Here is a 26,301-nt window from a genome sequence, read left to right on the forward strand (position 1 = left end):
GACGGCGCCGACGCGCATCAGGCGGGCGTCAAGGAGACCGGAACACCGTTGAACACCGCGTTACCCGACGGGATATCGAGCACCGAATCATCGGTCAGCGTATTGGCGTTCACACCGGGATGTTCGGCCGCCACCTGCTGGGCGCTCCCCGAATGGCCCCACCCGTGCGGCAGGCTCACAACCCCGGGCATGATCGAATCGGTGGGTTCCAGAGGGACGGTCAGCGAACCGGCGGCGGATTTCACGATCGCGTAGTCGCCGAGACCCAGACGGGATACATCGTCGGGATGGATCTGCAGGGTGCACTGGTTGGTGCCGCCGACCAGACGTTCCATATTGTGCATCCAGCTGTTGTTGGAGCGCAGATGGCGGCGCCCGATCAGCACCAGTTCCGCCGGCGGGTTCGCCGCGCCGGCGCGCAGGCGATCGATATCGGCCAGCAGCAGTTCGGGTGCCAGCTCGACCTTCCCCGAGGCGGTCCGCAGAACCTCCGGCAATCTGGGCCGCAGCGGCCCCAGATCGATACCGTGTGGATTGTCCAGCAGGGTCTGCAGACTCAGCTCGCCGCCGTTCCACGCACCGTAGGGGCCGAGCCGCAGCATCAGATCCAGCCGCTGTTCGGTCGTGGTGCCGCCGAGCAGTTCCGGCCGGCGCTGCGCGAGTCCGGCCCGCTGCAGCGTATCGCCGATGACGAATTCGTCGAACGCGGCCAGTGGGTCGAAATCCGCGCCGGGATTGTGCGGCTGCCCGCTCACAGCCGCGCCCAGCCGGACATAGAGAGCCGCCTCGGACGGCCGCTCGCCCAGTGCAACCAGCGGCGGTGAATACCGCGCGTAGTTGCGTACCGCGAACTGCAGGAGCGCGAAATCGTAGTGCGGGGACTGTACCGGGCGGGGTGGCGGCAGAATCACATCCGCATGCCGGGTGGTCTCGTTGAGGTAGCGGTCGATACTCACCATGAAGTCGAGTCCGGCGAACGCACCGTCCAGCCGGGGTCCGCTGGGCGCCGACAATACCGGGTTGCCCGCCACCGTGATCAGGGCGCGGATCTGCCCCTCTCCGGGAGTGGTGATCTCATCGACGAGCGTGGCGACCGGCAGCTCCCCCATCGCCTCCGGCAACTGCCGCACCCGGCTGCGCCACCGGCCCGGCCGGAACGGTTTGGTGCGGACGATCCCGCGGGCCGCCGCGGTGGCGAACATGACCCCGCCGGGCCGGTCGAGATTGCCGGTGAGGGTATTGAGAATATCGACCAGCCACTGCGTCAACGTCCCGAATTCGGCTGTGCAGGTACCGATCCGGGCGTACACCGCGGCCGTAGGGGCGGCGGCCAGCTCGCGTGCCAGGCGGCGAATCGTATCGGCGGGTACCCCGGTGCGGCCGGCCACCGTTTCCGGGCCGAAGTCCGCTGCCGCGGCACGCACCTCATCCAGGCCTTGTACCTCGGTGGCGACGCCGGTGAGCTCTTCGGCGAACAACGTGTGCACCATCGCCAGGAGCAGATAGGCATCCGTACCCGGCCGGACGAAGAGATGCTCATCCGCGAGAGCGGCGGTCCGGGTGCGCCGCGGATCCACCACCACCAGCCGTCCGCCACGCGCCCGCAGCGCGCGCAGGCGGCCGGGAAAATCCGGGGCGGTGCAGACCGAGCCGTTGGATTCGAGCGGGTTGGCGCCGAGCATCAGCAGATAGTCGGTGCGGTCCAGATCGGGAACCGGGACGGCCAGCGGATCCCCGTAGAGCAGGCCGCAGGCCAGCTGTTTGGGCATCTGATCGGCCGTACTGGCGGAGTACAGGTTCTTCGTACCGAGTGCGCGGATCAGTGCCGGGGCGTAGAGGGTGCCCGCCACCGTATGCGCGTTGGGATTACCGAGATAGAGACCGACCGACTGATTACCGTGGGCCGCTTTTATCGCCGGGATTCGCGCGGCGATGAGATCGAAGGCCTCGTCCCAGCCGGCGATCCGCCAGGTACCGGTGGCGCGGTCCCGGATCATGGGCTCGGTGAGGCGATCGGGATCGTTGTCGAGACGGCCGAAACTCGCGCCTTTCGGGCAGATGAATCCGGCGCTGAACGGATCGTGTTTGTCCCCGCGGACCGCCGTCACCCGGTCATCGCTGTCCAGCGTCAGCTCCAGACCGCATACCGCCTCGCACAGCGGGCAGGTGCGCAGCAGGTTCCGGGAACCGGCGCCGGCGGGAGTAGGAGACGTTTGTGTGGCCATGACTCCATCATGACCCGTCACCCCGGCTCTCGGATAGGGTTCGGCCGTTTCCCGCGACAAACTGCGGCGTACCGCCCTCAGTTTCCCGGAAACGCACTACTCGGATCGGATCCGCACCACCGTGCCCGAACCGGCCGATTCGCGGGCGGCCTCGAGAATCCGCAGACCGGCCAGAGCGTCTCGGGGGTCCACCGGAACGGGCGCGCCGTCGAGTATCGCATCGGCCAGCCCGCTGTAGAAGGCGAGGTAATCGCCGGGCAGAGTGGGAACCGGCGCACCGTCCGGATCCGCACCCAGAATTCCGTACCGCTCGGGATCCACCGTCCCCCAGGGCTTTCCGTCGCCCGGACTCCTGCCGTCGCGCAGAGCGGCCTCCTGCGGGTCGAGACCGTAGACCTCGTAGCCGGCTCCCTCACCCAGTACCCGGAACCGCGGGCCCAGCCGCGGCGCCACCGCACTGGCCCACAGATGGGACCGGACACCACCGGCATGGGTCAGCGCGAGGAACATATCGTCATCAGTGCTGACCCCGGGGCGCCGGATATCCAGCTCGCAGTACACATCCGTGGGCGGACCGAACAGCACCAGCGCCTGATCGACGAGATGGCTGCCCAGGTCGTAGAGGATGCCGGCGGCGTCGGCCGCGGTACCCGTTTCCCGCCAGCCACTCTTCGGCACCGGACGCCAGCGCTCGAACCGGGATTCGAACCTGCGCACCCGCCCCAGCCGACCCTCGTCCGCCAACTGCCGGACGGTCCGGAAATCGCCGTCCCAGCGCCGATTGTGGAAAACGGTGAGGAGGCCACCGGCCGCCGCAGCGTCCCGGATGACCTCGGCCGCCGCATCGGCGGATACCGCGAACGGCTTGTCCACCACCACGGCGACACCCGCCGCGAGGGCACGGTGCGCAAGTGGGGCGTGCAGGCGGTTCGGGGCGGCGACGACAACCACATCGATACCGGACAGGTCGGCGAACAGGGCGTCGGCGTCGGGCAGAACCCGGACCCCGGGATGGGTGTCCCGGGCGTGCCGGGACCGTTCCGCGGACCCCGTGACCACCGCGGCCACCCGCAAACGCGGTTCAGCGGCGATCAGCGGGGCATGGAACACCGCCCCGGCCGAGCCGTACCCGATAATCGCCACGCCGAGACTGCTCATGCGGGCGACGTTACCCGGATCCGGCCCTCACGCCGCGGAGGTCAGCAACGACAGCCGCACCTGCCGATCGGGGTTGTCGACGTTCACATCCACCAGAGCGATGGACTGCCAGGTCCCCAGAGCGAGTTCGCCGTCCAGGACGGGAACGGTCGCGTACGGGGCGATGAGGGCAGGCATCACATGTGAGCGCCCGTGCCCGCGCGACCCGTGCGCGTGCCGCCAGCGATCGTCGGCCGGCAGCAGCTCACGCAGTGCGGCCAGCAGATCGTCGTCGCTGTAGGACCCGAGTTCGAGCACGGCCACACCGGCGGTGGCGTGCGGGACGAAGATATGCAGCAACCCGTCGCCGCCGGCCGCACGCGCGAATTCCGAGCATTCGCCGGTGATATCCCGGACCGTCTCCGCGGTGCCGGTGTGTACCGCGATCAGTGTGCTCCGCATAGTGCGCAGGTTACGCACTCCCCCCGGTTCCGGCATGCCGCGACGCACCCGCGGGCCGGTCGATACGCGGCCGGGACATCGCGGCGGTTCCGTTCGCCTCTCGCGCGTACCCGGTCAGGTGCCCCGGGGCGCCGCCGGGTTCCGGCGATTCCCGAAACGATCCGCGAGACCGGCCAGAACAGGCGAGCAACCCGCATTCACCGTGCGGGCGGCCATGCTGTCACTGCGGGTGGGGCCGCGATTGACGATCAGCACGGTCCCGCCGCGGCGGGCGACCCGATGGACGAACCGGCGGCCCGACAACACCGTCAAGCTCGAGCCCGCAATCAGGATCACCTCGGCCGTATCCACCAGTTCCTGAGCCGCCGCGACCCGGTCCAGTGGCACGTTCTCCCCGAAGTAGACGATATCCGGCTTCAACAGCCCGCCGCACCGCTCGCAATCCACCATGCGGAAACCGTCGATATCCTCGACCACCGCATCCGCGTCGGGCGCCACCTCGAGTCCGGTCACCGACGCGGCCGCGAAACCGGGATTGACCAGTTCCAGCCGCTCGGCCAGGGTCATCCGGGAGATGCGGGCACCGCAGGCGAGACACCGGACCTGGGCATAGCTGCCGTGCAGATCGATCACCTGCCTGCTGCCCGCTTTGGTGTGCAGCAGGTCGACATTCTGGGTGATCACCCCGGCGACGACACCGCGCCGCTCGAGTTCGGCCAGCGCGCGATGACCCGGGTTCGGGCGGGCGGCATCCATGTATCGCCAGCCGATATGGTTACGCGCCCAGTACCGTCGGCGGAATTCCGGATCGCCCACGAACTGCCGGTAGGTCATCGGGTTGCGCGGCGGTGAGCCGGGCCCGCGGTAGTCGGGGATTCCACTGTCGGTCGAGATCCCCGCACCGGTGAGTACGACCATCCGCCGGTCACCGATCACCTCGAACAGATCGTCGACGAGATCCGCACAGCGTATCGGGGGGTCAGCGCTGAGCAGAACCGAATCGACCATGCTCCGAGGGTACGTACGTCACCGGCCGCGCCGCACCGGCCCTCCGGCCTACGTGGGCACGACCACCGATTCCGTATCGGCGCCGGTTCTTCCGGCCGGTACCGGCAGCCGGCCCGGGTTCAGGTCTGGAGACCTGCGAGTTTGCCCGCCTCGGCGTCGAGTCCGAGCATCGCCAGCAGGTTACGGCAATCGGCGGCGTCGGTAGCGTGTCCCGCGACGATCCGGGCAGCAACGGCGCTGCGCCGGGCGACCTCGGCTCGTTCGGCACTTCGGATCTCGGCGAACTCCGCCAGTTCGGCGTCGGGTAGATCGTGATCGACGGGTGTAGGGCGGCTGGATATGCCAGGCATTGGTCTCCTTCGAGTTCCTCGAAGCCTACGCCGACGGCCGGTGAAACACAGCTCAACCGAAAAACCCCAGCCCGGCCACACGGCCGATATGGTCACCGACCGCCTCGCGCCGATATCCCGTGACAGTCCGGGCGACTGTTCCGGGACCGGCCGACCGGAGTACTGTGCGGCCGTATTCGGTAGTAACAGCGCGGAATTACCTGAGCACCGCCGGGTGCCGATCGATAGCGGAAATGCCCTCCCGCGTCCGGAGATCGTACGCGCGGCACTTTTCCCGGGACCGTCGCCGGACCGGGTGTCGCATATGTGCCTATGTCCCTTCTGGGGCCCTTGTTTTTTACTATATATCTCCTCTAAATTCACTCCCTGCACGTTCACATTCTGGAATGCTCGTGTTCCGCTGTTGCGGGGTCGGTATTCCATCCAGCGAGGAGGTCCACTGGTGGAGATCGACCACTTCAGCCACGGCTGGCTAACCCCCGTGGTCGCATACGTCATGTCGTTCACCGGGTCGTTGCTCGGGCTACGGTGCATGAGCCGTGTCCGCGGCGGTTCGATTTTCGACGGCTGGCTCATCGCCGCGTCCGTCGCCATCGGCGGCACAGGTATCTGGGTCATGCATTTCATCGCGATGCTCGGATTCCGGATCGACGGTGCGGCCATCAAATACGACGTTCCCATCACCCTGGCCAGCGCACTGATCGCCATGGTCGTGGTCTGGCTCGGCCTGTGCCTGGCCCAGCAGCGCAAACTGGGGACTCAGGGTCTGCTCATCGGAGGCGTGGTCACCGGAATCGGTGTCGGCACCATGCATTACGCGGGTATGTACGCGATGAAGACCGACGCGGAGATCGGATACGACTGGCCGACCGTGGCACTGTCCATGGTCATCGCCGTTGTCGCCGCGACCGCCGCACTATGGTTCACCCTCAATGTGCGTGGCACCCTGGCCACGCTCGGCGCCGCCCTCGTGATGGGTGCCGCCGTCGCAGGTATGCACTACACCGGAATGTTCGCCATGCATATCGGCGACCACCAGCACCAGATGCCACCGTCGGGAGCCGGAGCCGCGCAACTGCTCACACCACTGATCGTGAGTGTCAGCCTGGTGACGGTCGGCATGCTGTTCCACCTGGGTCTCACCGAGGTAGGCGGCGCGGCGCCTCTCACCCGCCGGCCCGCCACAGACCATTACTGGCCCACCCGGGACTGAGCAGTCCTAGCCCCCCTGGCCAAAGTGCGTCACGTGACGTGATCGCGCCGCGTCTGCCCGCACGGACCCGGCGTGGGTGGCGGCCGTTCTGCCCCGCCCCGGTCTCGCTACGCTCAGGGAGTGCCGCAGCGGATCATCATGGACGTCGATACCGGGGTGGACGATTCCCTCGCCCTGCTGTACCTGCTCGCCAGTCCGGACGCCGAGATCGCCGGTATCGCGGCCACCGCCGGAAACGTGCCGGCAGCGCAGGTGGCGATCAACAATCTCGCATGGCTCGAACTCGCGGGCGCCCCGGATATCGAAGTGGCCCTCGGTGCGGCCGATCCGCTCGAGATACCACTGCGCACCACCGAGGACACCCACGGACCGCACGGTGTCGGTTATGCGGAACTCCCCATTCCGACCCGGCGCGTCTCGGCGCGCAGCGCCGCGAGCATGTGGGTCGACCTGGTACGCGAGCGGCCGGGCGAACTGATCGGCCTGTGCACCGGTCCCCTCACCAACCTCGCCCTCGCCCTGCGGGCGGAACCCGAGCTCCCGCGGCTGCTGCGCCGCCTGGTGATCATGGGCGGCGCTTTCAACCATCCCGGGAACACCACACCCACCAATGAGTGGAACATCCATGTCGACCCCGAAGCCGCGAAGCTCGTCTTCGACGCCTTCTCCGCGGCGCCGGCGGATCGCCGCCCGCTCGTCTGCGCGCTCGATATCACCGAAACCATCGAGATGCGGCCCGTACATCTGGCCCGGCTGGCCGAACGAGCCGGGAGCGTACCGGTCGAAACCGTCGCACCGGAGGACCCGTCCGAGGCCCGATCCGCGGCAAGTAATCCGATCGTCCGGCATCTCACCGACGCCGTCCGCTTCTACTTCGATTTTCACCACTCCTACGACCTCGGCTATCTGGCCCATATGCACGATCCGTTCGCCGCGGCCGTCGCCCTCGATCCCGCACTGGCCCGCACCCGGCCCGCGACGGTCGACGTGGAGCTCACCGGAACGCTCACCCGCGCCACCACCGTTGCCGACTGGGCAGGTATGTGGGGTCGCCCGCCCAACGCCGATATCGTCGTCGCTACCGATCCCGACCGGTTCTTCGATCGCCTCATCGCCCGCATCGGCGACTACGCCCGCGCTCGCTGTCCCGGCGACCCCGCCCCGGAGCGAATCGCCGCCGAACCCGGGTGACCGGCGCACCCATCACCCGACCGCCCCAGGAGAACCAGTGACCGTTTCCGGAGAATCCGAGATCCCGGCCGACGAGACGTATCTGGCGGAGTTCCGGCAGCGGCTCGGTCTTCCCGGAATGATCGATGTCCACACCCATTTCATGCCGCACCGGGTGCTGCGCAAGGTCTGGGCGTATTTCGATGCGGCCGGTCCGCTCACCGGCCGCCCGTGGCCGATCACCTATCGCGACGAGGAAACCGTGCGGCTCGACGCATTGCGCCGGTTCGGGATCCGCGCATTCACCGCCCTGGTGTATCCGCACCGCCCGGATATGGCGGCGTGGCTCAACGACTGGACCGCGAAATTCGCCGCCGAGGTTCCCGACTGCCTGCACACCGCGACGTTCTTTCCGGAGCCGGCCGCGGCCGGCTATGTCCCGGCCGCGCTCGACGCGGGCGCGCGTGTGTTCAAAGCGCATATTCAGGTCGGCGCCTACGATCCCCGCGATCCGCTGCTCGAACCCGTCTGGGGCACACTGAGTGACGCGGCGGTCCCGACTGTGATCCATTGCGGCTCCGGGCCCGCGCCCGGCGCATTCACCGGCCCGGAACCGATAGCCGAGCTCCTCCGCCGATTTCCCCGGCTGCCCTTGATCGTCGCCCATATGGGCATGCCGGAGTACCGGGAATTCCTCGACCTCGCCGACCGCTATCCCGGCGTCCATCTCGATACGACCATGGCCTTCACCGATTTCGCCGAGGACACCGCCCCGTTCCCGCCCGCCGACCGGCAGCGATTGGCCGACCACGGCGACAGGATGATGTTCGGCAGCGATTTCCCGAATATCCCGTACCCGTACCGCCACGGCGTCCACGCACTGGAACGTCTCGATCTCGGCGACGAATGGCTGCGCGCGGTCTGCTACGGCGCCGCAGCGCAACTGTTCGGCCTGAAGTAGCCGGGCAGCTCCTCAGCTGTCGAAGGCGTCCAGTAATCGCCCGGCGGCCAGTGCGGCGGTCAGGCTGCCGTCCCGCACCTGCGCCTCTACTTCCCCACGGATCGCTTTCACCTTCGGATTGTCGGCGAGCCTGCGCAGCAGTTGGTCGTGCACCATCGTCCAGGTCCAGTCGATCTGCTGCCGGCGGCGCTTCTCGGCGAACTCCCCCGCGTCGGTGAGCACTCGCCGGTGGTCCAGCACCGTCTGCCAGAACTTCTCCAGCCCGGTCCCCTCCAGACCGCTCATGGTGAGGACCGGCGGCCGCCACAGCGCATCATGCGGATGGATGAGCCGTAGCGCCCCCGCCAGTTCGCGTGCCGCGCCCTTGGCCTCGATCTCGTGTTTGCCGTCGGCCTTGTTCACCGCGACCAGATCGGCCAGCTCGAGCACACCCTTTTTGATGCCCTGCAATTGGTCACCCGTGCGGGCCAGGGTGAGGAAACAGAACACATCGACCATATTCGCGACCGTCACCTCGGACTGGCCGACGCCGACGGTCTCCACCAGGATCACGTCGTATCCGGCCGCCTCCAGCAGCACGATGGTCTCGCGCGTCGCCTTCGCGACCCCGCCGAGCGTCCCGGCGGTCGGCGAGGGGCGGATGAAGGCGTTCGCCTCCACCGACAGCCGCGCCATCCGGGTCTTGTCGCCGAGGATCGAGCCGCCGGTACGGGTGGACGACGGATCCACCGCCAGCACCGCGACTCGATGTCCCTCCGCGATCAGGCTCATCCCGAGAGCGTCGATGAAGGTCGATTTCCCGACCCCGGGCACACCTGTAATGCCGACCCGGTTCGACAGTGCCGCACCGGCTTCCGGGGTCAACCGCAGCAGTAGTTGCTGCGCCTGGTCCCGGTGATCGGATCGAGTGGATTCGACCAGCGTGATCGCCCGGGCGAGGGCGGCCCGCTCACCGGAGCGGACCGCCTGCGCGAGCGCGTCGATATCGATGGCGCGCGGATTCATCCCTGCGTATTCGCCTCGGATCCGGAAGCACCCGAACCGAGCTCGTGGCCGAGCACGGCACCCAGCTTGCGCAGCAGATCGATCGCGGCCTCCGCGATAACCGTCCCCGGCGGGAAGATCGCCGCGGCACCCGCTGCGTAGAGCTCGTCGAAATCACCGGGCGGAATGACACCGCCGACGATGACCATGATGTCGGGCCGGCCGACATCGGCCAGCGCCTGCCGCAGGGCGGGCACCAGCGTGAGGTGACCGGCCGCCAGCGAGGACACACCGACGACGTGCACATCGTTGTCCGCGGCTTGGCGCGCCACCTCTTCGGGGGTCTGGAACAGCGGGCCCACATCGACGTCGAACCCGAGATCGGCGAAGGCCGTCGCGATCACCTTCTGTCCCCGGTCGTGCCCGTCCTGGCCCATCTTCGCGACCAGGATGCGCGGCCGGCGCCCTTCGGCCTCGGCGAATTCGGTGACCAGATCGCCGGCGGTCGTGATGTTGGTGACCTTGCCGGCCTCGTCGCGATACACACCGGACAGGGTACGGATCTCGGCCTGGTGGCGGCCGTAGACCTTCTCCAGGGCGTCGGAGATCTCACCGACGGTGGCCTTGGCGCGGGCGGCGTCGATGGCCAGCGCCAGCAGGTTGTTCGCCATACCGCCCTCGGAAGAGCCCGCTGCCCTGGACAATTCGGCCAGCGCGCGTTCCACGGCAGCCTGGTCGCGGTCGGCGCGCAATTGCCGCAATTTCTCGATCTGCTCCGCGCGCACCCGCGAATTCTCGACCTTGAGGACCTCGACCTCGTGATCCTCGGTGACCTGATACTTGTTGACGCCGATCACCGGCTGCTGGCCGGTATCGATCCGCGCCTGGGTGCGAGCGGCCGCCTCCTCGATTCGCAGCTTCGGGATACCCTCGCCGATGGCCTGCGCCATTCCACCGTGCGCCTCCACCTCGGCGATATGCGCGCGAGCGCGTTCCGCGAGCTGGTGGGTCAGCCATTCCACGTAGTACGAACCACCCCACGGGTCGATCGGCCGGGTGGTGTTGGACTCCTGCTGGATGAGCAGCTGGGTGTTGCGCGCGATCCGGGCCGAGAAATCGGTCGGCAGCGCGAGCGCCTCGTCCAGGGCGTTGGTGTGCAGGGACTGCGTGTGACCCTGGGTGGCCGCCATCGCCTCGATACAGGTCCGGGCGACATTGTTGTACGCGTCCTGCGCGGTCAGCGACCATCCCGAAGTCTGCGAATGCGTACGCAGCGAGAGCGATTTCGGGTTCTTCGGATCGAATTTCGCCACCAGTTCGCTCCACAGCAACCGGCCCGCGCGGAGTTTGGCGACCTCCATGAAGAAGTTCATCCCGATGGCCCAGAAGAACGAGAGCCGGGGGGCGAACTTATCGATCTCCATTTCCGCGTCGATACCGGCCCGCAGGTATTCCACGCCGTCGGCGAGGGTGTAAGCGAGCTCCAGATCGGCGGTCGCTCCGGCTTCCTGAATGTGGTAGCCGGAAATGGAGATCGAATTGAACTTCGGCATCTTCGCGCTGGTGTAGGCGAAGATATCGGAGATGATCCGCATCGACGGTTTCGGCGGATAGATGTAGGTGTTGCGGACCATGAACTCTTTCAGAATATCGTTCTGAATCGTTCCGGCCAGCTGCTCGGGCGCGACGCCCTGTTCTTCCGCAGCTACCACGTACAGCGCCAGAATCGGCAGCACCGCGCCGTTCATGGTCATCGAGACGCTGACCTGGTCGAGCGGGATCTGATCGAAGAGCTGGCGCATATCCAGGATGGAGTCGATGGCGACGCCGGCCATCCCGACATCACCCTGCACCCGCGGATGATCGGAGTCGTAGCCGCGGTGGGTGGCCAGATCGAAGGCCACCGACAGACCCTTCTGCCCGGCCTGCAGATTACGCCGGTAGAAGGCGTTGGAATCCGCGGCCGTCGAGAAGCCCGCGTATTGCCGGACGGTCCACGGCTGGTTCACGTACATGGTCGGATACGGCCCGCGCACGAACGGCGCGATACCCGGAACACTGTCGAGCGGGAATCCCGCCGCGGCCACCGCGTCACGGTCGGCCCTGGTGAAGACCGGCGGGACGTCGATACCCTCGGGCGTCGACCACACCAGCTGTTCGGGGGCGTAGTTGTTGGCGGCCGCGGAGGCCTGCACAAAGGCATCCCGCGCGCTGTCGCCGGCCGGTTCCGGCGTGAAACCGGGCTCGGTGAGCGGTACCTCGGCGAAACTGCCGATCACCTGCTCGATTCGCTGTGTCGTCATCAGGCTCCCACCTTCTCCAGCAGGGCGGTCAGGGCGGTCACCGCATCGATACGGGCCGCCAGGAACCCGTCCGGCCGCTGGGCTTCGTCGATAGCGGCGAGCACCTTCTCGGGCCCGGCCAGCAGCACCGTCCCCACATCCGCGCCGCGCAGTTGTTCCACCGCCGCGGCGGCGTCCGTGCCGTAGCGGGCGTCGGTACCGCACAGAACCGCGATGGCCGCGCCGGAATCCCTGGCCGCCGCGGCGATCTCGTCACCGGCGAGCGGGCCCGGGTTGATCGATTCGATACCGCCGGACGCCAGCAGGTTGGCGACGAAGGTGACCCGCACATTGTGTTCGGCGACGGTACCCAGCGGCACCAGCAGCGCCTTCGGCCGTGAACCGTGCGCTGCCAGGTACGCATCCGACCGATCGCGCAATGATTCGAAATCCGCCCCGTAACGCTGTCCCGGCCCGGCGGCGAGTGCGGCCTCCGACAGGGGCGCCTCCGCGAGATTCGGGAATTCGCTGACTCCGGTGACCGCGGTACGGCGATGGGCGATATCGTCCTGCCGCCGGGTGCGGGTCGTATCGATCCGCTCGGCGAGCCAACCGGAGTCCAGAGCCGCCCGGTATCCACCGGCGGCTTCGATCTCCTGCATGAATTCCCATGCGGTGGCGGCGAGGTCGGTGGTGAAGCTCTCGACATACCAGGATCCGGCGGCCGGGTCCTGGACATGCCCGAGGTGGGATTCCTCGAGCAGCAGCAGCTGGGTGTTACGAGCCATCCGCTGCGCGAACGCCGCCGAGACGCCGAGTTCCCCGGCGGGCAGCGCCGAATCGAAGGGCAGCACGGTGACGGTATCGGCCCCGCCCACTCCGGCCCCGAAAGCGGCCAGGGTGGTGCGCAGCAGATTCACCCAGGGGTCGCGCCGGCTCATCATGGCCGCCGAGGTCACCGCATGCTGCGGGGCGGCGCCTTCGGAGGGCGCGCCGAGCGCGTGCGCGACCCGGGCCCAGAGGCGCCGGGCGGCCCGGAATTTGGCCAGGGTGGCGAACTGGTCGTCGGTGGCGGCGAAACGGAACTCCAGCTGGCGCAGCGCCTCCGGCACCGGCAGCTCCGCCGACAGCACCCGCAGGTATTCGAGTCCGGCGGCTACCGCCGCGCCCAGTTCCTGGGCGTCCGATGCGCCCGCATCGTGAAAGACCGTTCCGTCCACGGTGATCGCGCGGAGAGTTTCCGGCCGCTGTGCCACGAGACCTGCCAGGCGGACGGTCTCGTCCACGCCGAGATCCTCGGCACCGGAGAATGCGCTGGTCAATGGTGCGGCACCGAAGGAGACCCGGATATCCGCCCGTTCGGTCGCCGAATAGTCGTCGACGACGGCGAGTACCGCGGCAGCGGCGTCGGCCGCCGCGGCACCGGCCCGCAGGCTCAACGGCGCCAGATCGAGGAGCAGGCCGTCGAGCGCGGTCGCGAGGCCGCTGGGCGGCAGGCCGCCGGTGCCGACGGTCAGCTCGACGGCACTCAGGCCGTTCTCCAGCCCGCTCACGATCTCCTGATTGGCGGCAGCGGGATCGGTCGCCCCGATCCGGGTGCTCACGAACCAGCCCCGGTGGACATCGCGCGCACCGTCACCACCGCGAACGAACGGGTAGGCGCCGGGCAGCGGCTCCTCGGGCAATTCGTCGCGGCGCGTGTACAGCGGCGCGACACTCAGTCCGTCATAGGTGGACTGAGTCAGCAGTTTTTCGGGTTCCGCACCGAGTTCGGCCGCATCCACTTTGCGGGCCTTGGCCAGCACACCCGCCACACCCTTGCGCCAGGCGGGATAATCGGGCACCGCGGACGAGGACGGATCAGCTCCGGCCGCGGGCTCTGCAGCAATCGGCATACCCTGTTCCCTCTTGTCGTTCCAGTACAAGCGCACCACCTGCGTGCGCGGGTACCTTGGTATCCGCCCAGCTCAGCGAACACTTTGGTTAACGGGCATTCAGCCCGCCCCTCCGATGCTAGCGGGGAGCCCGGAACCGCATGCCCGGGGCCACCGCTACCAATGAGTAACCTCGCGCCGATTTGCCAACCGTCACGGGGCACGAACATATGCTGACTGTTAACTTGCCCCGGCGCACGGAACCCGGGCACCCGGCATCACGACACGCGATTCGGTCGCCGCGATCCCGGCCGGCCTCGGCACCGATCGGCGCGACCCGGATAACACCAGGTAATCTCGCCGCGGTGTCCCGTATGCTCAGCGACCGGCGGCTGGTCCTCCTGCTGTGCCTCGCCGCGGTCGTCTGCGCGGCGGCCCTGCTGACCCCACTGCCCGACCCCCGCCAGATCCAGGAATGGGCCGAAGAAGCCGGTCCCTATTTCCCGCTGGTGTTCTTCGCCGCGCACACCGTGGTCACCATCGCCCCCGTTCCGCGCACCGTGTTCACCGTGGCATCGGGATTGCTGTTCGGCCCCGTCGTCGGTCTCGCGGTGGCGGTCGCCGCGTCGGTACTGAGCGCCGCGGCCGCGTTTCTCCTGGTGCGCGTTTTCGGCCGCGACCGGGTCGCCCCCTATCTGGACCATCCCTCGGTGCGGCTCGTCGACGAACGGCTACGCCGCCGCGGCTGGCTCGCCGTGGGCGCGCTCCGTCTCATCGCCTTCGCACCGTTCTCGGTGGTGAACTACACCTGCGCGTTGTCCTCGATCCGCTTCTGGCCCTACCTCGGCGCCACCGTTATCGGGATCCTGCCCGGCACGGCAGCGACAGTGGTTCTCGCCGACGCGCTGACCGGTGGCACCCACCCGGCCATGGTGGTCATATCGCTCGCCTGTATCGCCGCCGGTTCGATCGGCCTGTTCATCGACCAGCGCTGGAAGCCGGCCGCACACGATTCCCCGGCCGTCGCCGACCGGGACCGCACTGACGATTCGGGACGCAACGCGCGCACAGTTGTTGCTGAACAATAGCTGCCACTGTCTCAGTTACCATTTCCCCAGCCAGGGTTGACGCGCGGAATCAGCGATATTTCGGATCCGTCCGCTATATCGCCGCTGAATAGCTGAGGGGTCCTGCCCATGCGGATTCTCGTACGCTCGTTGTCTGCTTGCTGGGCCGTGCTCGCCCTCCTCGTGCTCGTTTCCGGAACCGGGCCCGCGCAACCGCCGGATGGTGCCGAATCCGCGGCGGGTGCGGCAACGGAATTCTCCGCCCGGGATCTGGGCCTCGGCGATCCGATCACCATGCGCGACGACGACGAGGTGGACCTGACGATTCCGGTGCCGGCCGGTACGACCCCCACCGAACTCACGATGGCGGTCGATCTCCCGGCCGATCTGGAGCGCGCAACCATCGATATCGAATCCGGGAATCGCTTCATCGCGCACGCCGACCTCCCTGCGGGCCCGGCCACCCGGGTGCCGGTGACCCTGCCGCTGGACGAGGTAGCGGTGGACGAGCAGGCGGCCACCATCACTCTGCACACGAATCTTTATCCGGCCGAGGGCCGCTGCCCCGACGACTGGTTCGATCACGGAGCGGTACTGCGCGATATGCGGGTGGGCTATTCCGGGACCCCCGAGATACCGGCCGTCCTCGCCGATTTCCTGCCACCCATCCTCCAGGAGCTACGGGTATACGTCCCGGATACACCGTCCGACCTCGAGTCGACCGCTGCCCTGTCGTTGTCCACCGCCGTCGTCGCCCGTTACGGGAGCCAGCCGGTCCGCGTGAGTTTGCGCAGAATATCCCCGGACGGGTCGGTCACCGAACCGGACAGCCCGTTCAGTCGCTCGGTCGCCATCCGAGCCGCCGGCGAGGCCGCCACAACGCTGAGCCCGGCGGCCGGGCCCCCGGCACTGTATGTCACCGGTGACGGCGAGGCGCTCCTCGACCAGATCCGGCTGATCACCAGCCAGGTTTCCGAATTCGCGGTCGGCAGCCGCGCCGTCGCGGGGTCGCTCGACCAGGCACCGATCCTGGCACCGGATACCACCACCCTCGGGCAGCTCGGGGTGGGCACCCTCGACGCGAGTTCACATGCGGAGGTCAGCGTCCGGTTCGCGCTCGACCAGTCCCGGCTCGGCCGGCCTTCCGGGCATATCCGGATCAAGCTGCAGGGGCACTACACACCGCTACCACCCAGTCAGGCGGGCCAGATCACCGTCACCGCGGGTGACCGGGAACTCGCGACCTGGGCCGCGGAGTCGTCCGGGCAGATCGACCGCTGGATCGATATCCCTGATGACGTCCTGCAGCGCAGTACACCGGTACAGGTCACCCTGCGCACTACCGGTGACACCGGCCGCTGCGGTACCGATCAGCCACTGACGCTCACGATCCTGCCCGGCAGCGAGGTCACCAGTGAAACCGCACCAGGTGGTCCGCCTCGCGGATTCCAGGCGCTTCCGCAGAGTCTGCTCCCGGCGGTCGATGTGGCCGCCACCTCCGGGGGTTTCGACGATCTGAGCCGGGCGGTCGGCCTGACGACCGGTTTGCAGTCACTCACCTCGACCCGGCTCGACCCACGATGGACCCCCTTGCCCGAGGCAGTATCGGGCACCCGGCCCGCGATCATCATCATGGCCGACGGGCAGACGCCCGACGGCGTCACACCGCCCCTCGGCAAAACGGACGACACCCGGCTGCAGCTGACCGAAGACGACGGCACTACAACCCAGCTGCAACTCTCACCCGACCTCCGGTTCGCCTCGTTGCAGAGCTACTACGACGGCAATCACCAATTGCTGGTGGCCACCAGCAACGCCGGCCCCGGCGAACTCGACCGCACCCTGAACTGGCTGGCCGACCGGCCCGATGGCTGGTATTCCCTGTCCGGCGATGTCCTGTTCACCGCCGCCGGGCGCGCACCCACCGATTACAGCCTGCCCACCACGCCATCGGAGACCGGTAACGAAGCATCGATCTCGGGGACGATGCGCACCGTGCTCATCGTCGCCGGAGTCCTACTGGCCGTCGGACTAGTCGTCGCGTTGTGGTTCGCGGCGCGCGGTCTCCGCCCGGCGAACCGGCACTGATCGGCCATGCGCCGCACCGCAGTACCGGTCACGCGCATCGCGGTCCGCTGGACGTTATTACTGGTCCTCACCGCGCTGGCGTTCCGGCGCACCCTGGCCGATATCTGGCGAGGTGGGGGCGAGGGCACCTCGATCGGTTACCTTTTCATACTGCCGCTGCTGGCCTTGGCGTTGATGCTCGGTGTGCGACGGCGCCGGAAACCGGTCCTGCCGATCCACGACCGGGAAACCGATGTCATCGTCGGCCTCATCGGCCTCATCGTCGCGTTGTTCGTACAACGGTTACTGCTCCCCCGCTACGCCCCGTTCTACGAGCTCTTCCATTTCGATGTGCTCGCGTTGATCCTGTTCGTGATATCGGGCGCCGTCCTGCTGTTCGGGATGCGGGCGACCATGCGCTACTGGGAAGTCTGGGTGCTCCTGCTGGTCGTCAATCCGGTTGTCTACCGGCTCGTCGCTGTCGCGCTCGGCGGCGGCCTGTTCGCGTATTCGCTGGTGCTGATCGTGGCCTCGGCGATCACCCTGGCCTACGGTTTCCACCGCGGCCGGCGCCGCGTGGCCTGGGTCAGCGCGCTGGCGGTCACCCTCGACTGCGTTGTCTTCGTGGTTCTCACGCAACGGTTTCCGGATATCCGCATCTCGGTCATCCTGGGCGGTGTCGTCCCGGTGACCGCTCTCGTCGTCGTTGGTTGCGCCCTGCTCCTGCGCGAAACGCCGCTGCCCGCCGATACCGCGCCACCGATCGGCGGCGGTCCGGACAACCCGTGGTATGTCCTCGGCGTGGTCGCCGCGGCCGCGTTATTGATCATGGTGGCGCCGATGCCGGCCATGTCGAGCGAGAATATCGGCGCCGGACCGCGGTATCAGGGGGCGACAGGGCTGGCGGTCCCGCCGGGCTGGCGCCAGACGGACCTGCGGGCGTTCGACTGGCCGCAACACTTCTACAGCAATGATTCGACCTTCCTGCGGCAGACAATTCGCACGCTCGAACCGAATCCACTCTGGGATACCCTCGGCCGCGATCGCACGGCGCAGATCGACCTGCTCACCGTCCGCTACGGCGCGGCCCTCGATGTCACCCCGACCCTGGTCACCTACGATATGCGCTACGCCCGGGTCAGCAACCCGCCCCGTTCCGTCCCGCTCGGACGCGATCTCGTCGGGACGATGTATTCGGTCGTCGACGAGCGTATTCACCTCACCTGGAACTACCTCACCTTCATCTGGCGGCGGGATTCTGCCCATATCCAGCGGGTCACGGTGATGACCGTCGACAACCACGAACCCGACGCCTATTTCCTGCCGCCGGCGCCGTCCGTGGCGGGTACGGCCTCGGCGATGATCGCCCTCCTCGCCCGGGGCGTCTCCGCGGTCACGGCCACCGACCCGGAGTTCAAGGACGCCGATCTACTCGAAACGCTGGGCCGGCAGCTCGTGGAGGTGCAGCAGTGGTGAACGACGAGCAGCCGGGCCGGACCGATCCGGTGGCCACGGCCCTGCACGATGCCGTGCACGGATTGCGGGAGAAACGCCCCGAGGTATCCGCCGCCCGAGTGGTGGTTCCCTGGCAGCGCTGGGTGCTCGTCGGCCTGCTGGTCGCGCTCGTCCTGGGCGCGGTTTTCGCCCGGATACAAACCCTGATCGCGATCACCGTGGTCTGTACCGCCGCGTACGTGTGGACGCTCGTCGATCGCCTCATCCTTTTCTTCCGCGGTCTGGACGGCCGCAGCATCGTGACTGTCACCGCCGCCGAGGCGGACGCGGTCGGCGACGACGCGCTACCCACCTACACCATCCTGGTGCCCGCCTTCCGGGAGCCGGAGGTGATCGCGACGGTGATCGAGAACCTCGCCGCGTTCCGGTACCCGGCGGACAAACTCCAGATACTGCTGTTGCTCGAGGCCGACGACGAGGCCACCATCACGGCGGCCCGGGCCGTGGACGCACCCGGATCACTGCAGATCGTGGAGGTCCCCCCTGCTGATCCGCGGACCAAACCCAAAGCCTGTAATTTCGGCCTGCATTTCGCCACCGGCGAGATCGTCACCATCTACGACGCGGAGGACCGGCCCGATCCTCTGCAATTGCGGCGCGCCGCGGTCGCCTTCGGCAGGCTGCCCGCCGACACCGCCTGCGTCCAGGCCCGGCTGGCCTTCCACAACGGCGGCCAGAACCTGCTCACGGCATGGTTCACCGCCGACTACGCGCTGTGGTTCGGTTTCATCCTGCCGGGCCTGATGCGCGGTGATGCCCCGATCCCGCTGGGCGGCACCTCCAATCATCTCCGGCGCGACGTTCTGGACGAGATAGGCGCCTGGGATCCGTTCAACGTCACCGAGGATGCCGACCTGGGCGTCCGGATCGCCGAGAGCGGCTACCGTACCGCCGTTCTGGACTCCGTCACCTGGGAAGAAGCCAACAGCGACCCGATCAACTGGATCAGGCAGCGCTCCCGCTGGTACAAGGGCTATCTGCAGACCTGGCTGGTACATATGCGGCGGCCGGTCCGGTTGTGGCGGATGCTCGGTCCGATCGGTTTCGCGCGTTTCACGACGCTGCTCGCCGGTACACCGCTCATCGCCTGCCTGAACATGCTCTTCTGGCTGATCACCCTGGCGTGGTTGCTCGGCCAGCCGCACGCCGTCCAGGATCAGTTCCCGCCGTATATCTACTTTCCCGCCCTGTTCTGTCTGGTGTTCGGCAATACGGCGGTGATGTACATGAACCTGGTCGCCTGCCGGGAAAGCCGGTTGACCGTACTGCTGCTCGCGGCGCTGACCACGCCGCTCTACTGGGTGCTGATGAGTGTCGCCGCGATCAAGGGCGTGTACCAGCTCATCAGCAAACCGTCGTACTGGGAGAAGACCTTCCACGGATTGCCCGGCGCGGACGGACCGGGGCCGGCGGGACCGCCGCAATGAGGACCTCGCGCTGGCTGTTCGCACTCGCCACGGCCGTATATGTGGCAGCCGGGCTGTATCTGGCCATCGAACCGCACTATATTCTCGGCGACTCGCTGAGCCGGGTAGCGGCCGCGCGCAGCGTGTTGTTCAGCCGCGATCCCCACCTGGCCGCCATCGGCTTCATCTTCACCCCGCTGACCACCGTCCTGCAGCTACCGGTCGTCCTGCTCAGCCACTGGTGGCCCGCGCTGACCTCCTTCAACATCACCGGCGTTCTCATGTCGGCGCCGTTCATGGCGGGGGCGGTCGTACAGATACGCGGTATCTGCGCGGATCGCGGCGCGCCGACCTGGCTGATCTGGGTGCTGACGGCGATCTTCGCGCTGAACCCGATGATCGTTTTCTACGCGGCGAACGGGATGAGCGAGGCCCCCTTCGTCTTCTTGCTGTGCTGGACCGCACGCCGGTTGATCCGCTGGCTGCACACCGACGACGTCCACGATCTGTGCCTCGCCGGTCTCGCTCTCGCCCTCGCCTATCTGACCCGGTACGACGCGCTTCCGGCCGCTGCCGGTGTCACGCTGTTCGTCGCCACTGTGACCGAGCTGAGGGCCCGCGGGCCGCGCCGGTTCCGGATCACCGATGCGGCGATGGACGCACTGCTCGTGGCGGCACCCACCGGGGTGGCATTCGTGGTCTGGACGGTCACGAGTTGGCTGATCACCGGAGAACCGTTCCAGCAGTTCACCTCCACCTACGGCAACCTGAGCATCGTCGCGCAGAGCAGCACCGGCGCGATCCACGGGCCGCTCTACGGACTGCTGTTCTCGATCAGCGAGACAATACTCCTCGGGCCGGTGCTGCCCATCCTGATCCCGGTCTGTCTGGTCCTGTCGTGGCGCCGCCGCGACCCCGAAGTCCTGGCCGCGGGCATCGTCTTCGGCGCGGTACTGGTCTTCGCGACACGCAACTATATGACCGGAACGACCTTCCCCTTCCTGCGTTTCTACATCAGCGCGATACCGCTGATGATCGTCCTGGCCTGCCAGCTGGTGCCGGCCCGGGGCACGATCCCCGCCCGGCGACCGGGCCGCCACCGCCGGCCACGCCCGGTCATCACCGGGGGCCGGGCACTCACGCCGGCCGTATTCGCGACGGTGCTGGTTATCGCGACCCCGATCGTCACCGGCGCATTGATGATGTCGCCGACTCTTTCGGTCCAGCAGTACGCCCTGCAGGAGATCGTGTTCCCGGCCCCGGACGACACCTCCGCGACCCGCTCCGAGGAGCGGCGCATCATCGCCTCGTTCCATACCGAACGCGAATTGGCACGGTACATCGACGATCTCGGCCTGCCGGACTCGTCGGTCCTGATGGATACGGTCTACGGATTCGCGGTGTACACGGCGACCGACCGGCCGCACACCTACATCATCCCCTCCGATCAGGACTTCATCACGATCCTCAACGACCCTGCCGCATACGGGGTCCAGTACATCCTGGCCGTCCCGAACAGTGGCCGCGGCGCCTCCGACGCCGTCAATGTCCGGTACCCCACGCTCTACGAAACCGGTGCGGAAATAGCGACTCTGGAACTGGAGATCCCCAACGACGGCGACGACCAACCGGTCTGGCGGTTGTACCGTGTCCGGTCCCGATGAACGCGAACCATCGTGTTGCCGCCGGTCAGGGCTCGGCTTCAGCGGATTCGTCACGAAGCGGGAGTGGCCGCCGACCGATCTCCGGCGGCTCGGCGCCACCCCGTATCGCCGCGGCCTCGACCGAGTAGTCCGCAGCGACGGCAGCGCCGGGAAACAGGAGCAACGCTTCGGCCAGCCAGCCGTGGGCACAACGTGGCATATCGGCCGCTGCCGGAGCGGTATCGGCGCCGAGTACGAGGTCGCCGTGCTCCTCGGCGACGAGTACCGCCGAACCGATATGTTGCAGACACCGGCCGACGCCGCGGTCATCGGCGAGGTCCTGGTAGATGCCCAGCGCCCGCTGCCAATGCCGCAGCGCGCCACGTGGTTCGCCACGCGCCCAGCACACCGCGCCGTCCAGTTCGTGCACCAGCGCGCGGCCCTCGGCGTCCTCCTCCTCGACGGCACGCACTGCCGCCAGTTCCAGTCGATCCGCGGCAGCGTCCAGCCGGCCCTGCTCGATATGGGCGACGGCCAGGTTGACGAGCACGCGCACCTGATTGGTCACATCCTCCCGCGGCAGCCGCCACCACGCTGACCGCAGCTGCCGCACAGCCTCGGTCAGGTCGTCCGGTGTGACCGCCGTGCGCAGCCGGGCCAAGGCCTCCCGGTGGTCCCACCGTGCGGCGAGCCCGGTCGCCCGTCTTCGTAGCCCGCAGTCGACTCCCGGCCGCCGTCGCGCTGTCTCGCTGTCGGCCGGTACGGGCCGCCGCACCCGCATCAGCCGCTCGAACCAGCTCAACCGGGACCGCGCGGTAAGCGCGAGCAGATTCTCTGCCACCACGGCACTCTTGTCGTCCCGCACCCTGACCTGGTGCGCGTACCACACATCCAGCGCGTCGGCGATCCGAACCAATTGCACGACCGTGGCAGCGGGTATCGGCCAGGCGAATCCACCTGTGCCGCACCGGCGTACAAGCTCCCGGAGATAAGGCTCCTCGACGGTGAACCAGCGCCGGGCGCCCGGCGCGAACGGAACCGTCGTCAGTGCCACCGCCCAGCTCGACGCCTGCTCGGCGCAATGGGACAGCAGCCCGAACAACGCGGCCTGCCATATCTCGCCCACCCGCTCCACATGCGCGGACGCAGTCGCGGGTACTCGCATCAGTCCATAGCGATTGCAGGACCAGATCATTATGTCGCCGTCCAGCAACCATTCGCGCAGACCCGGCGCGGTCCACCGTCCATCCGCCGGGGGTCGCGGTTCACCGTCGTGCACATCGGCCACGGCGCTCAGGATCGCGGACAGAGTCGCGGCGTCGTATTCGATCACGGGCAGCCGGCCCAGCGCCTCGACGAATTCGCTGTGCAGATCCCGGGCATACGCCACTTCCGGCAGCGATACCGGCCGCGGAACGGCGGGCCCCACCGGCCGTGCCCCGTCCAGCACGGCCAGCGTCCGGCGCCGGTCCACCAGTCTGAGCCGGGCGCGCCGATCCACCGCGACCCGGTACCCGCTGTACAGCACGGCCAGCGCCACGATGAGCAGGGCCAGCCACCGCAACCCCGAGGAGAGCAGGCGTACGCCGTCGCTCTCGCCGAACGAGTTCATCACCAGATTGCGGCCCAGTTCCAGCAGCAGTGTGGTGGCGAGTACGGAGAGTCCGCCCAGGACGCCCGGAACCACCGAGGAAGGCGGCAGCGGCTCCCTCATCGCAGCACCCCCGCGGTCAGGCCGGGGACAATCCAGCGGCGCCAGGTCGCGAGCACCAGCACGACCGGCAGCACCGCGGAGATGAGCGCACCGGCCGCCAGCTGTGCGGCGTTCTCCCCGAACTGGCGCGCCTCGCCCCACAGCAGCAGCGACCACGGGGACGCACCCGCGCCGCTGATCAGCAGACCGACGACGAAATCGTTCCACACCTGCACGAATTCGAGCACCGCCACCGCGACAGCGGCCGGACCGGCGGAGACGACCAGCCGCCGAGCCAGCGTCCCCGGGGCGGCCAGACCGCGCAGCGCGTCCGCGGCCGGGCTACCCGGTGGCGCGGCGACGGCTCCGCGCAGTATCAGCACCGCGATCGGCAGACCGGCGGCCACATGCACGAGAACCAGCGGAATCCGCGTACCGGACAGGCCGTGGCCGTCGATGAACATATCGAGCGGACCGAGATATGCCTGTACCGGCAGTACCGCGAGCACAACCAGGGCGGAGACCAGGCTCTTCGACACCCAACCGTCCGGTGTTACCGCGAGCCGGTAGGCCAGCGGCGCGGCGGCCGCCATAACGACGATCGTCGCGAGCAGCGCCACCCAGAGGGTCGCCTGAATGGATTTCAACAGCGCCCGATCCGCCCACATATCCGTGAAGGCATGTAACGACCAGCCGTCGGGCCCCTGGAGCGCCACCACCAGCAACGCCACCAGCGGTATCATCGCCGCGACCGAGACGAGGCCGAAACCCAGCGTGCGCGCGTACGCGGCGAACCGGCGGGTGTCCCCGGGAACCGCGTGCCCCGCGTAGGCCATCCCCGGGACCGGCGACAATCCGGGCCGGCGATCCCGCAGATCGAATTGCAGTGTCCATGCCACCACCGCGACCAGAACCGTCAGGGGCAGGGCGTACGCGGCGGCCTCACCGGCGGTGGCGGGGTCGGCGGCCAGGCGCCACCAGTACACCGTGGCGCTGTCGAGCCGGTATTGAACCGAACCCGGGACACCGATCAGCACCACATCGAATACGCGGGCGGCGGCCACTCCCACGACCAGCCCCGCGACCAGCACCACCGGGCGCTGCAACGTGAACAATCGCAGGTACAACGTGAGACCGGATTCGTCCTGCACCCGGCTCCACCGCACCGGATCGCCGGCCAGGGCACGGACACTCGCCCGGAACAACGCGATGAGGAAACCCAGCCAGGTCCACAGGAACGCCGACCCGAGCATCACCGCGAACCAGGACCGGTAGCCGGGGAATCCGTCGAATCCGACCTGCGCGCCCGAATATTGGAAGATGAGCCGGAACGCCACACCGGCGACGAACGCGGAGATCCCGAACGGCACGATCAGCGGGAGCAGCCACAGGCCCCGGGTGTTACGACTCCACCAGGCGAGCACCATCGCCGCCACCAGCAGTACCGCGGCGAAACCCATCCAGTACAGACTGCGTGCGTACGGCTGACCGATCCGGTACAAAACCAGCACGGCTACCACCGCGACCAGCACCGGAGCCACCCACGCCCGGGGTTCGTCTCCGCGCCGGTCTTTCCGGCGCAGGCGCACCATCGCCACCACGAACGCGGCCGCGAGGACCACGCAGCACACCACGAGCCATACCTGGGTGCGCACCGCCAGCACCACCGTGACACCCGCCGGAATCAGCAGCAGCGCCAGCAACAGCACCGCGGGCGCGCCGGCGATCCGGGTGATCCCACGGTGCGGCGGACTACCCGGGACAAGCGGGCCGCGCAGCCGCGCGGTCGGCAGTTCCATCCGCAGACCGTGCGCCTCGTATATCCGCGATCCCTCTCCCGGTACATCCGGCTGCCGCGTTTCCGGCGATATCATCGCCACCCCCGTTCGAACCGTGTCAACGCTGTCACCGCGGTATCCGTGGCAGCCCGCACATCACCACCGGCATCGCCCACGGTGATCAGGAATTCGGTGAGCACCCGCCAGAGCCCGTCGCGGCCGCCGACCGCCCCGATCCGGTCGGACAGATCGAAGGCCTGCCAGGTCCACAGGTCGGCAGCTGTGGGCGCCGACCAGGGCGAATAAGCAGCCTGTGTCCGCGCGTTCGGACCGAGGAACCCCCCGATTCCCTGGATCCAGGCGAGTGGCGCCTGCGGGTCCGCCAATGCGCGCACCACAGCGTCGGCGCGAGGGCCGGCGGCGCTGGTGAGCACCATGACATCACCACCGACGATGCGGGGTCTTTCCCGGTCGGCGTTTACCGCCGGGAACGGCACGACACCTGCCGCGGACTCGGCGCGCCCCGACCTGCGCAGGGCGTCGCGCACCACCGGTTCGGCGAAATCGGGCGCCGCCACCGCCACCGCGCGGCGATGTTCGAAAACATCGCGCACCGCGTCGGCGAACTGCCGGACCAGGGCGGTGGCAACCCCGCCGGGCAGGCCTTCCCGCACTCCCCACAGGTCGCCGAGCCCGGCGAAGGTGGCCCGGACCGCGGGATCATCCCAGTCCCGCTCCCCGGATCCCAGCGACCCGTATACCGCCGGTGACTCGGCCAGCAGCATATTCTCGAAAAGATCGGTCAGCACCCAGCCGTCGGCCGCGCCGAGCGCCAGGAACCGCCGTCCGGTACCCGCCAGCCGGCGCACCTCCACCGACCAGTCGAGCAGCGACCAGTCCGCCGGATCGGCGAGCCGGAGTTCGGCGACGGCTTCCCGGTCGTACCAGACCAGCGATTTGCCGCTTGCCTTGAACGGCACCCCGTACGAGCGGTCGCCGTGATAACACAGCCGGCGCCACTGGTCGCTGTAGCGCGGGCCCCGCGCATCGAACCAGAGATCCTGCGGGACCGGGCGCAACCGGCCGTCAGCCACGAGATCCCGGACGAGGCCGGCCTGCGGGAGCATGACGATATCCGGCGCCGATCGCCCCTGCGCGGTCAGCGCGGTGTAGATCTCGTCACCCAGCGGCACCACCTCCACCGGCTCCGGTAGCCGAGCGGCCGCGAGCACGGACTGGAAGGCCGACAGTTCCTGACCGCTCCAGGAGACCGCGATCCGCACCGACCCCGGAGCTCCGAGCAGGACATCCGGCGAGCAGGCCGCCAGTAGCGGCAATACCGCCGCGGTCCGGAGCACGGTACGGCGTGTCGTCACGGTCCCCCCGATAGCCTTGTCCAGCAGAGGGTTCCGATTATCCCCCGGCCCGCGGCGCGGTGGCGGGTATTCGCCCGATGGACCCGGTTG

19 protein-coding genes are annotated in these 26,301 nt (G+C 68.2%); 8 read left to right on the forward strand and 11 right to left on the reverse strand.

Annotation, left to right across the window (positions count from 1 at the left end; all coding sequences use genetic code 11):
- Positions 1-17 precede the first annotated feature (17 nt).
- From ABZ827_RS06395 to ABZ827_RS06415, 5 genes are all read right to left on the reverse strand, one after another.
- Complete coding sequence (locus ABZ827_RS06395) at positions 18-2,225, reverse strand: molybdopterin-dependent oxidoreductase (RefSeq protein WP_357233404.1); 2,208 nt, start codon at positions 2,223-2,225, stop codon at positions 18-20.
- A 96-nt stretch (positions 2,226-2,321) separates the two neighbouring features.
- Positions 2,322-3,383: a Gfo/Idh/MocA family oxidoreductase gene (locus tag ABZ827_RS06400; protein WP_357233406.1), complete on the reverse strand. Its 1,062-nt coding sequence runs from the start codon at positions 3,381-3,383 to the stop codon at positions 2,322-2,324.
- A gap of 27 nt (positions 3,384-3,410) precedes the next feature.
- Positions 3,411-3,824, reverse strand: a complete 414-nt coding sequence (locus tag ABZ827_RS06405) for a YjbQ family protein (protein ID WP_357233408.1) — start codon at positions 3,822-3,824, stop codon at positions 3,411-3,413.
- A 114-nt stretch (positions 3,825-3,938) separates the two neighbouring features.
- Positions 3,939-4,832, reverse strand: a complete 894-nt coding sequence (locus ABZ827_RS06410; RefSeq protein WP_357233410.1) for a Sir2 family NAD-dependent protein deacetylase — start codon at positions 4,830-4,832, stop codon at positions 3,939-3,941.
- A gap of 119 nt (positions 4,833-4,951) precedes the next feature.
- Entirely contained in the window at positions 4,952-5,182 is a 231-nt protein-coding gene (locus ABZ827_RS06415) for a hypothetical protein (protein ID WP_357233412.1), read from the reverse strand.
- A 442-nt stretch (positions 5,183-5,624) separates the two neighbouring features.
- Here ABZ827_RS06415 and ABZ827_RS06420 point away from each other — a divergent pair, with 442 nt between their 5' ends.
- The 3 genes from ABZ827_RS06420 to ABZ827_RS06430 all read left to right on the forward strand — a co-directional run bounded on the left by ABZ827_RS06420 (position 5,625) and on the right by ABZ827_RS06430 (position 8,526).
- Entirely contained in the window at positions 5,625-6,395 is a 771-nt protein-coding gene (locus ABZ827_RS06420; protein WP_357233414.1) for an MHYT domain-containing protein, read from the forward strand.
- A gap of 120 nt (positions 6,396-6,515) precedes the next feature.
- Positions 6,516-7,586, forward strand: a complete 1,071-nt coding sequence (locus ABZ827_RS06425; RefSeq protein ID WP_357233416.1) for a nucleoside hydrolase — start codon at positions 6,516-6,518, stop codon at positions 7,584-7,586.
- A gap of 118 nt (positions 7,587-7,704) precedes the next feature.
- Complete coding sequence (locus tag ABZ827_RS06430) at positions 7,705-8,526, forward strand: amidohydrolase family protein (protein ID WP_357234555.1); 822 nt, start codon at positions 7,705-7,707, stop codon at positions 8,524-8,526.
- Positions 8,527-8,538: 12 nt separating this feature from the next.
- On the opposite strand, the gene meaB is transcribed toward ABZ827_RS06430, so the two are convergent.
- The 3 genes from meaB to ABZ827_RS06445 are packed head-to-tail and all read right to left on the reverse strand — an operon-like array spanning position 8,539 to position 13,687.
- Positions 8,539-9,531 (reverse strand): methylmalonyl Co-A mutase-associated GTPase MeaB, encoded by a 993-nt coding sequence (gene meaB, locus ABZ827_RS06435; protein ID WP_357233417.1) that lies wholly within the window; start codon positions 9,529-9,531, stop codon positions 8,539-8,541.
- Positions 9,528-11,813 (reverse strand): methylmalonyl-CoA mutase, encoded by a 2,286-nt coding sequence (scpA, locus tag ABZ827_RS06440; RefSeq protein ID WP_357233419.1) that lies wholly within the window; start codon positions 11,811-11,813, stop codon positions 9,528-9,530. The genes meaB and scpA overlap by 4 nt, the downstream gene beginning before the upstream one ends.
- Complete coding sequence (locus ABZ827_RS06445; protein WP_357233421.1) at positions 11,813-13,687, reverse strand: methylmalonyl-CoA mutase family protein; 1,875 nt, start codon at positions 13,685-13,687, stop codon at positions 11,813-11,815. The genes scpA and ABZ827_RS06445 overlap by 1 nt, the downstream gene beginning before the upstream one ends.
- A gap of 353 nt (positions 13,688-14,040) precedes the next feature.
- Between ABZ827_RS06445 and ABZ827_RS06450 the strand changes: the two genes are divergently transcribed.
- From ABZ827_RS06450 to ABZ827_RS06470, 5 genes are all read left to right on the forward strand, one after another.
- Positions 14,041-14,754 (forward strand): TVP38/TMEM64 family protein, encoded by a 714-nt coding sequence (locus ABZ827_RS06450; RefSeq protein WP_357234558.1) that lies wholly within the window; start codon positions 14,041-14,043, stop codon positions 14,752-14,754.
- Positions 14,755-14,862: 108 nt separating this feature from the next.
- Positions 14,863-16,821 (forward strand): hypothetical protein, encoded by a 1,959-nt coding sequence (locus tag ABZ827_RS06455; RefSeq protein ID WP_357233423.1) that lies wholly within the window; start codon positions 14,863-14,865, stop codon positions 16,819-16,821.
- Between the two features lie 6 nt (positions 16,822-16,827).
- Positions 16,828-18,276 (forward strand): hypothetical protein, encoded by a 1,449-nt coding sequence (locus ABZ827_RS06460; RefSeq protein WP_357233425.1) that lies wholly within the window; start codon positions 16,828-16,830, stop codon positions 18,274-18,276.
- On the forward strand, positions 18,273-19,742 hold the full coding sequence (locus tag ABZ827_RS06465) for a glycosyltransferase (protein ID WP_357233427.1): 1,470 nt from the start codon (positions 18,273-18,275) through the stop codon (positions 19,740-19,742). Before ABZ827_RS06460 ends, ABZ827_RS06465 begins: the two co-directional genes overlap by 4 nt.
- On the forward strand, positions 19,739-21,385 hold the full coding sequence (locus tag ABZ827_RS06470) for an ABC transporter (protein ID WP_357233429.1): 1,647 nt from the start codon (positions 19,739-19,741) through the stop codon (positions 21,383-21,385). Before ABZ827_RS06465 ends, ABZ827_RS06470 begins: the two co-directional genes overlap by 4 nt.
- A gap of 25 nt (positions 21,386-21,410) precedes the next feature.
- Here ABZ827_RS06470 and ABZ827_RS06475 read toward each other — a convergent pair whose 3' ends face one another.
- The 3 genes from ABZ827_RS06475 to ABZ827_RS06485 form a co-directional block, all read right to left on the reverse strand.
- The gene (locus ABZ827_RS06475; RefSeq protein ID WP_357233431.1) at positions 21,411-23,078 is read right to left on the reverse strand and encodes a tetratricopeptide repeat protein; all 1,668 of its coding nucleotides are present in this window, start codon (positions 23,076-23,078) and stop codon (positions 21,411-21,413) included.
- Positions 23,075-24,856, reverse strand: coding sequence for a hypothetical protein (locus ABZ827_RS06480; RefSeq protein ID WP_357233433.1), 1,782 nt, complete (start codon positions 24,854-24,856; stop codon positions 23,075-23,077). The genes ABZ827_RS06475 and ABZ827_RS06480 overlap by 4 nt, the downstream gene beginning before the upstream one ends.
- Before the next feature lie 71 nt (positions 24,857-24,927).
- A complete protein-coding gene (locus ABZ827_RS06485) occupies positions 24,928-26,211 on the reverse strand; it encodes an ABC transporter substrate-binding protein (RefSeq protein ID WP_357233435.1) in 1,284 nt (427 codons plus the stop codon).
- Between the last annotated feature and the right edge of the window lie 90 nt (positions 26,212-26,301).

Source organism: Nocardia sp. NPDC019395, from assembly GCF_040632335.1.
In the GTDB taxonomy this organism is placed as follows: domain Bacteria; phylum Actinomycetota; class Actinomycetes; order Mycobacteriales; family Mycobacteriaceae; genus Nocardia.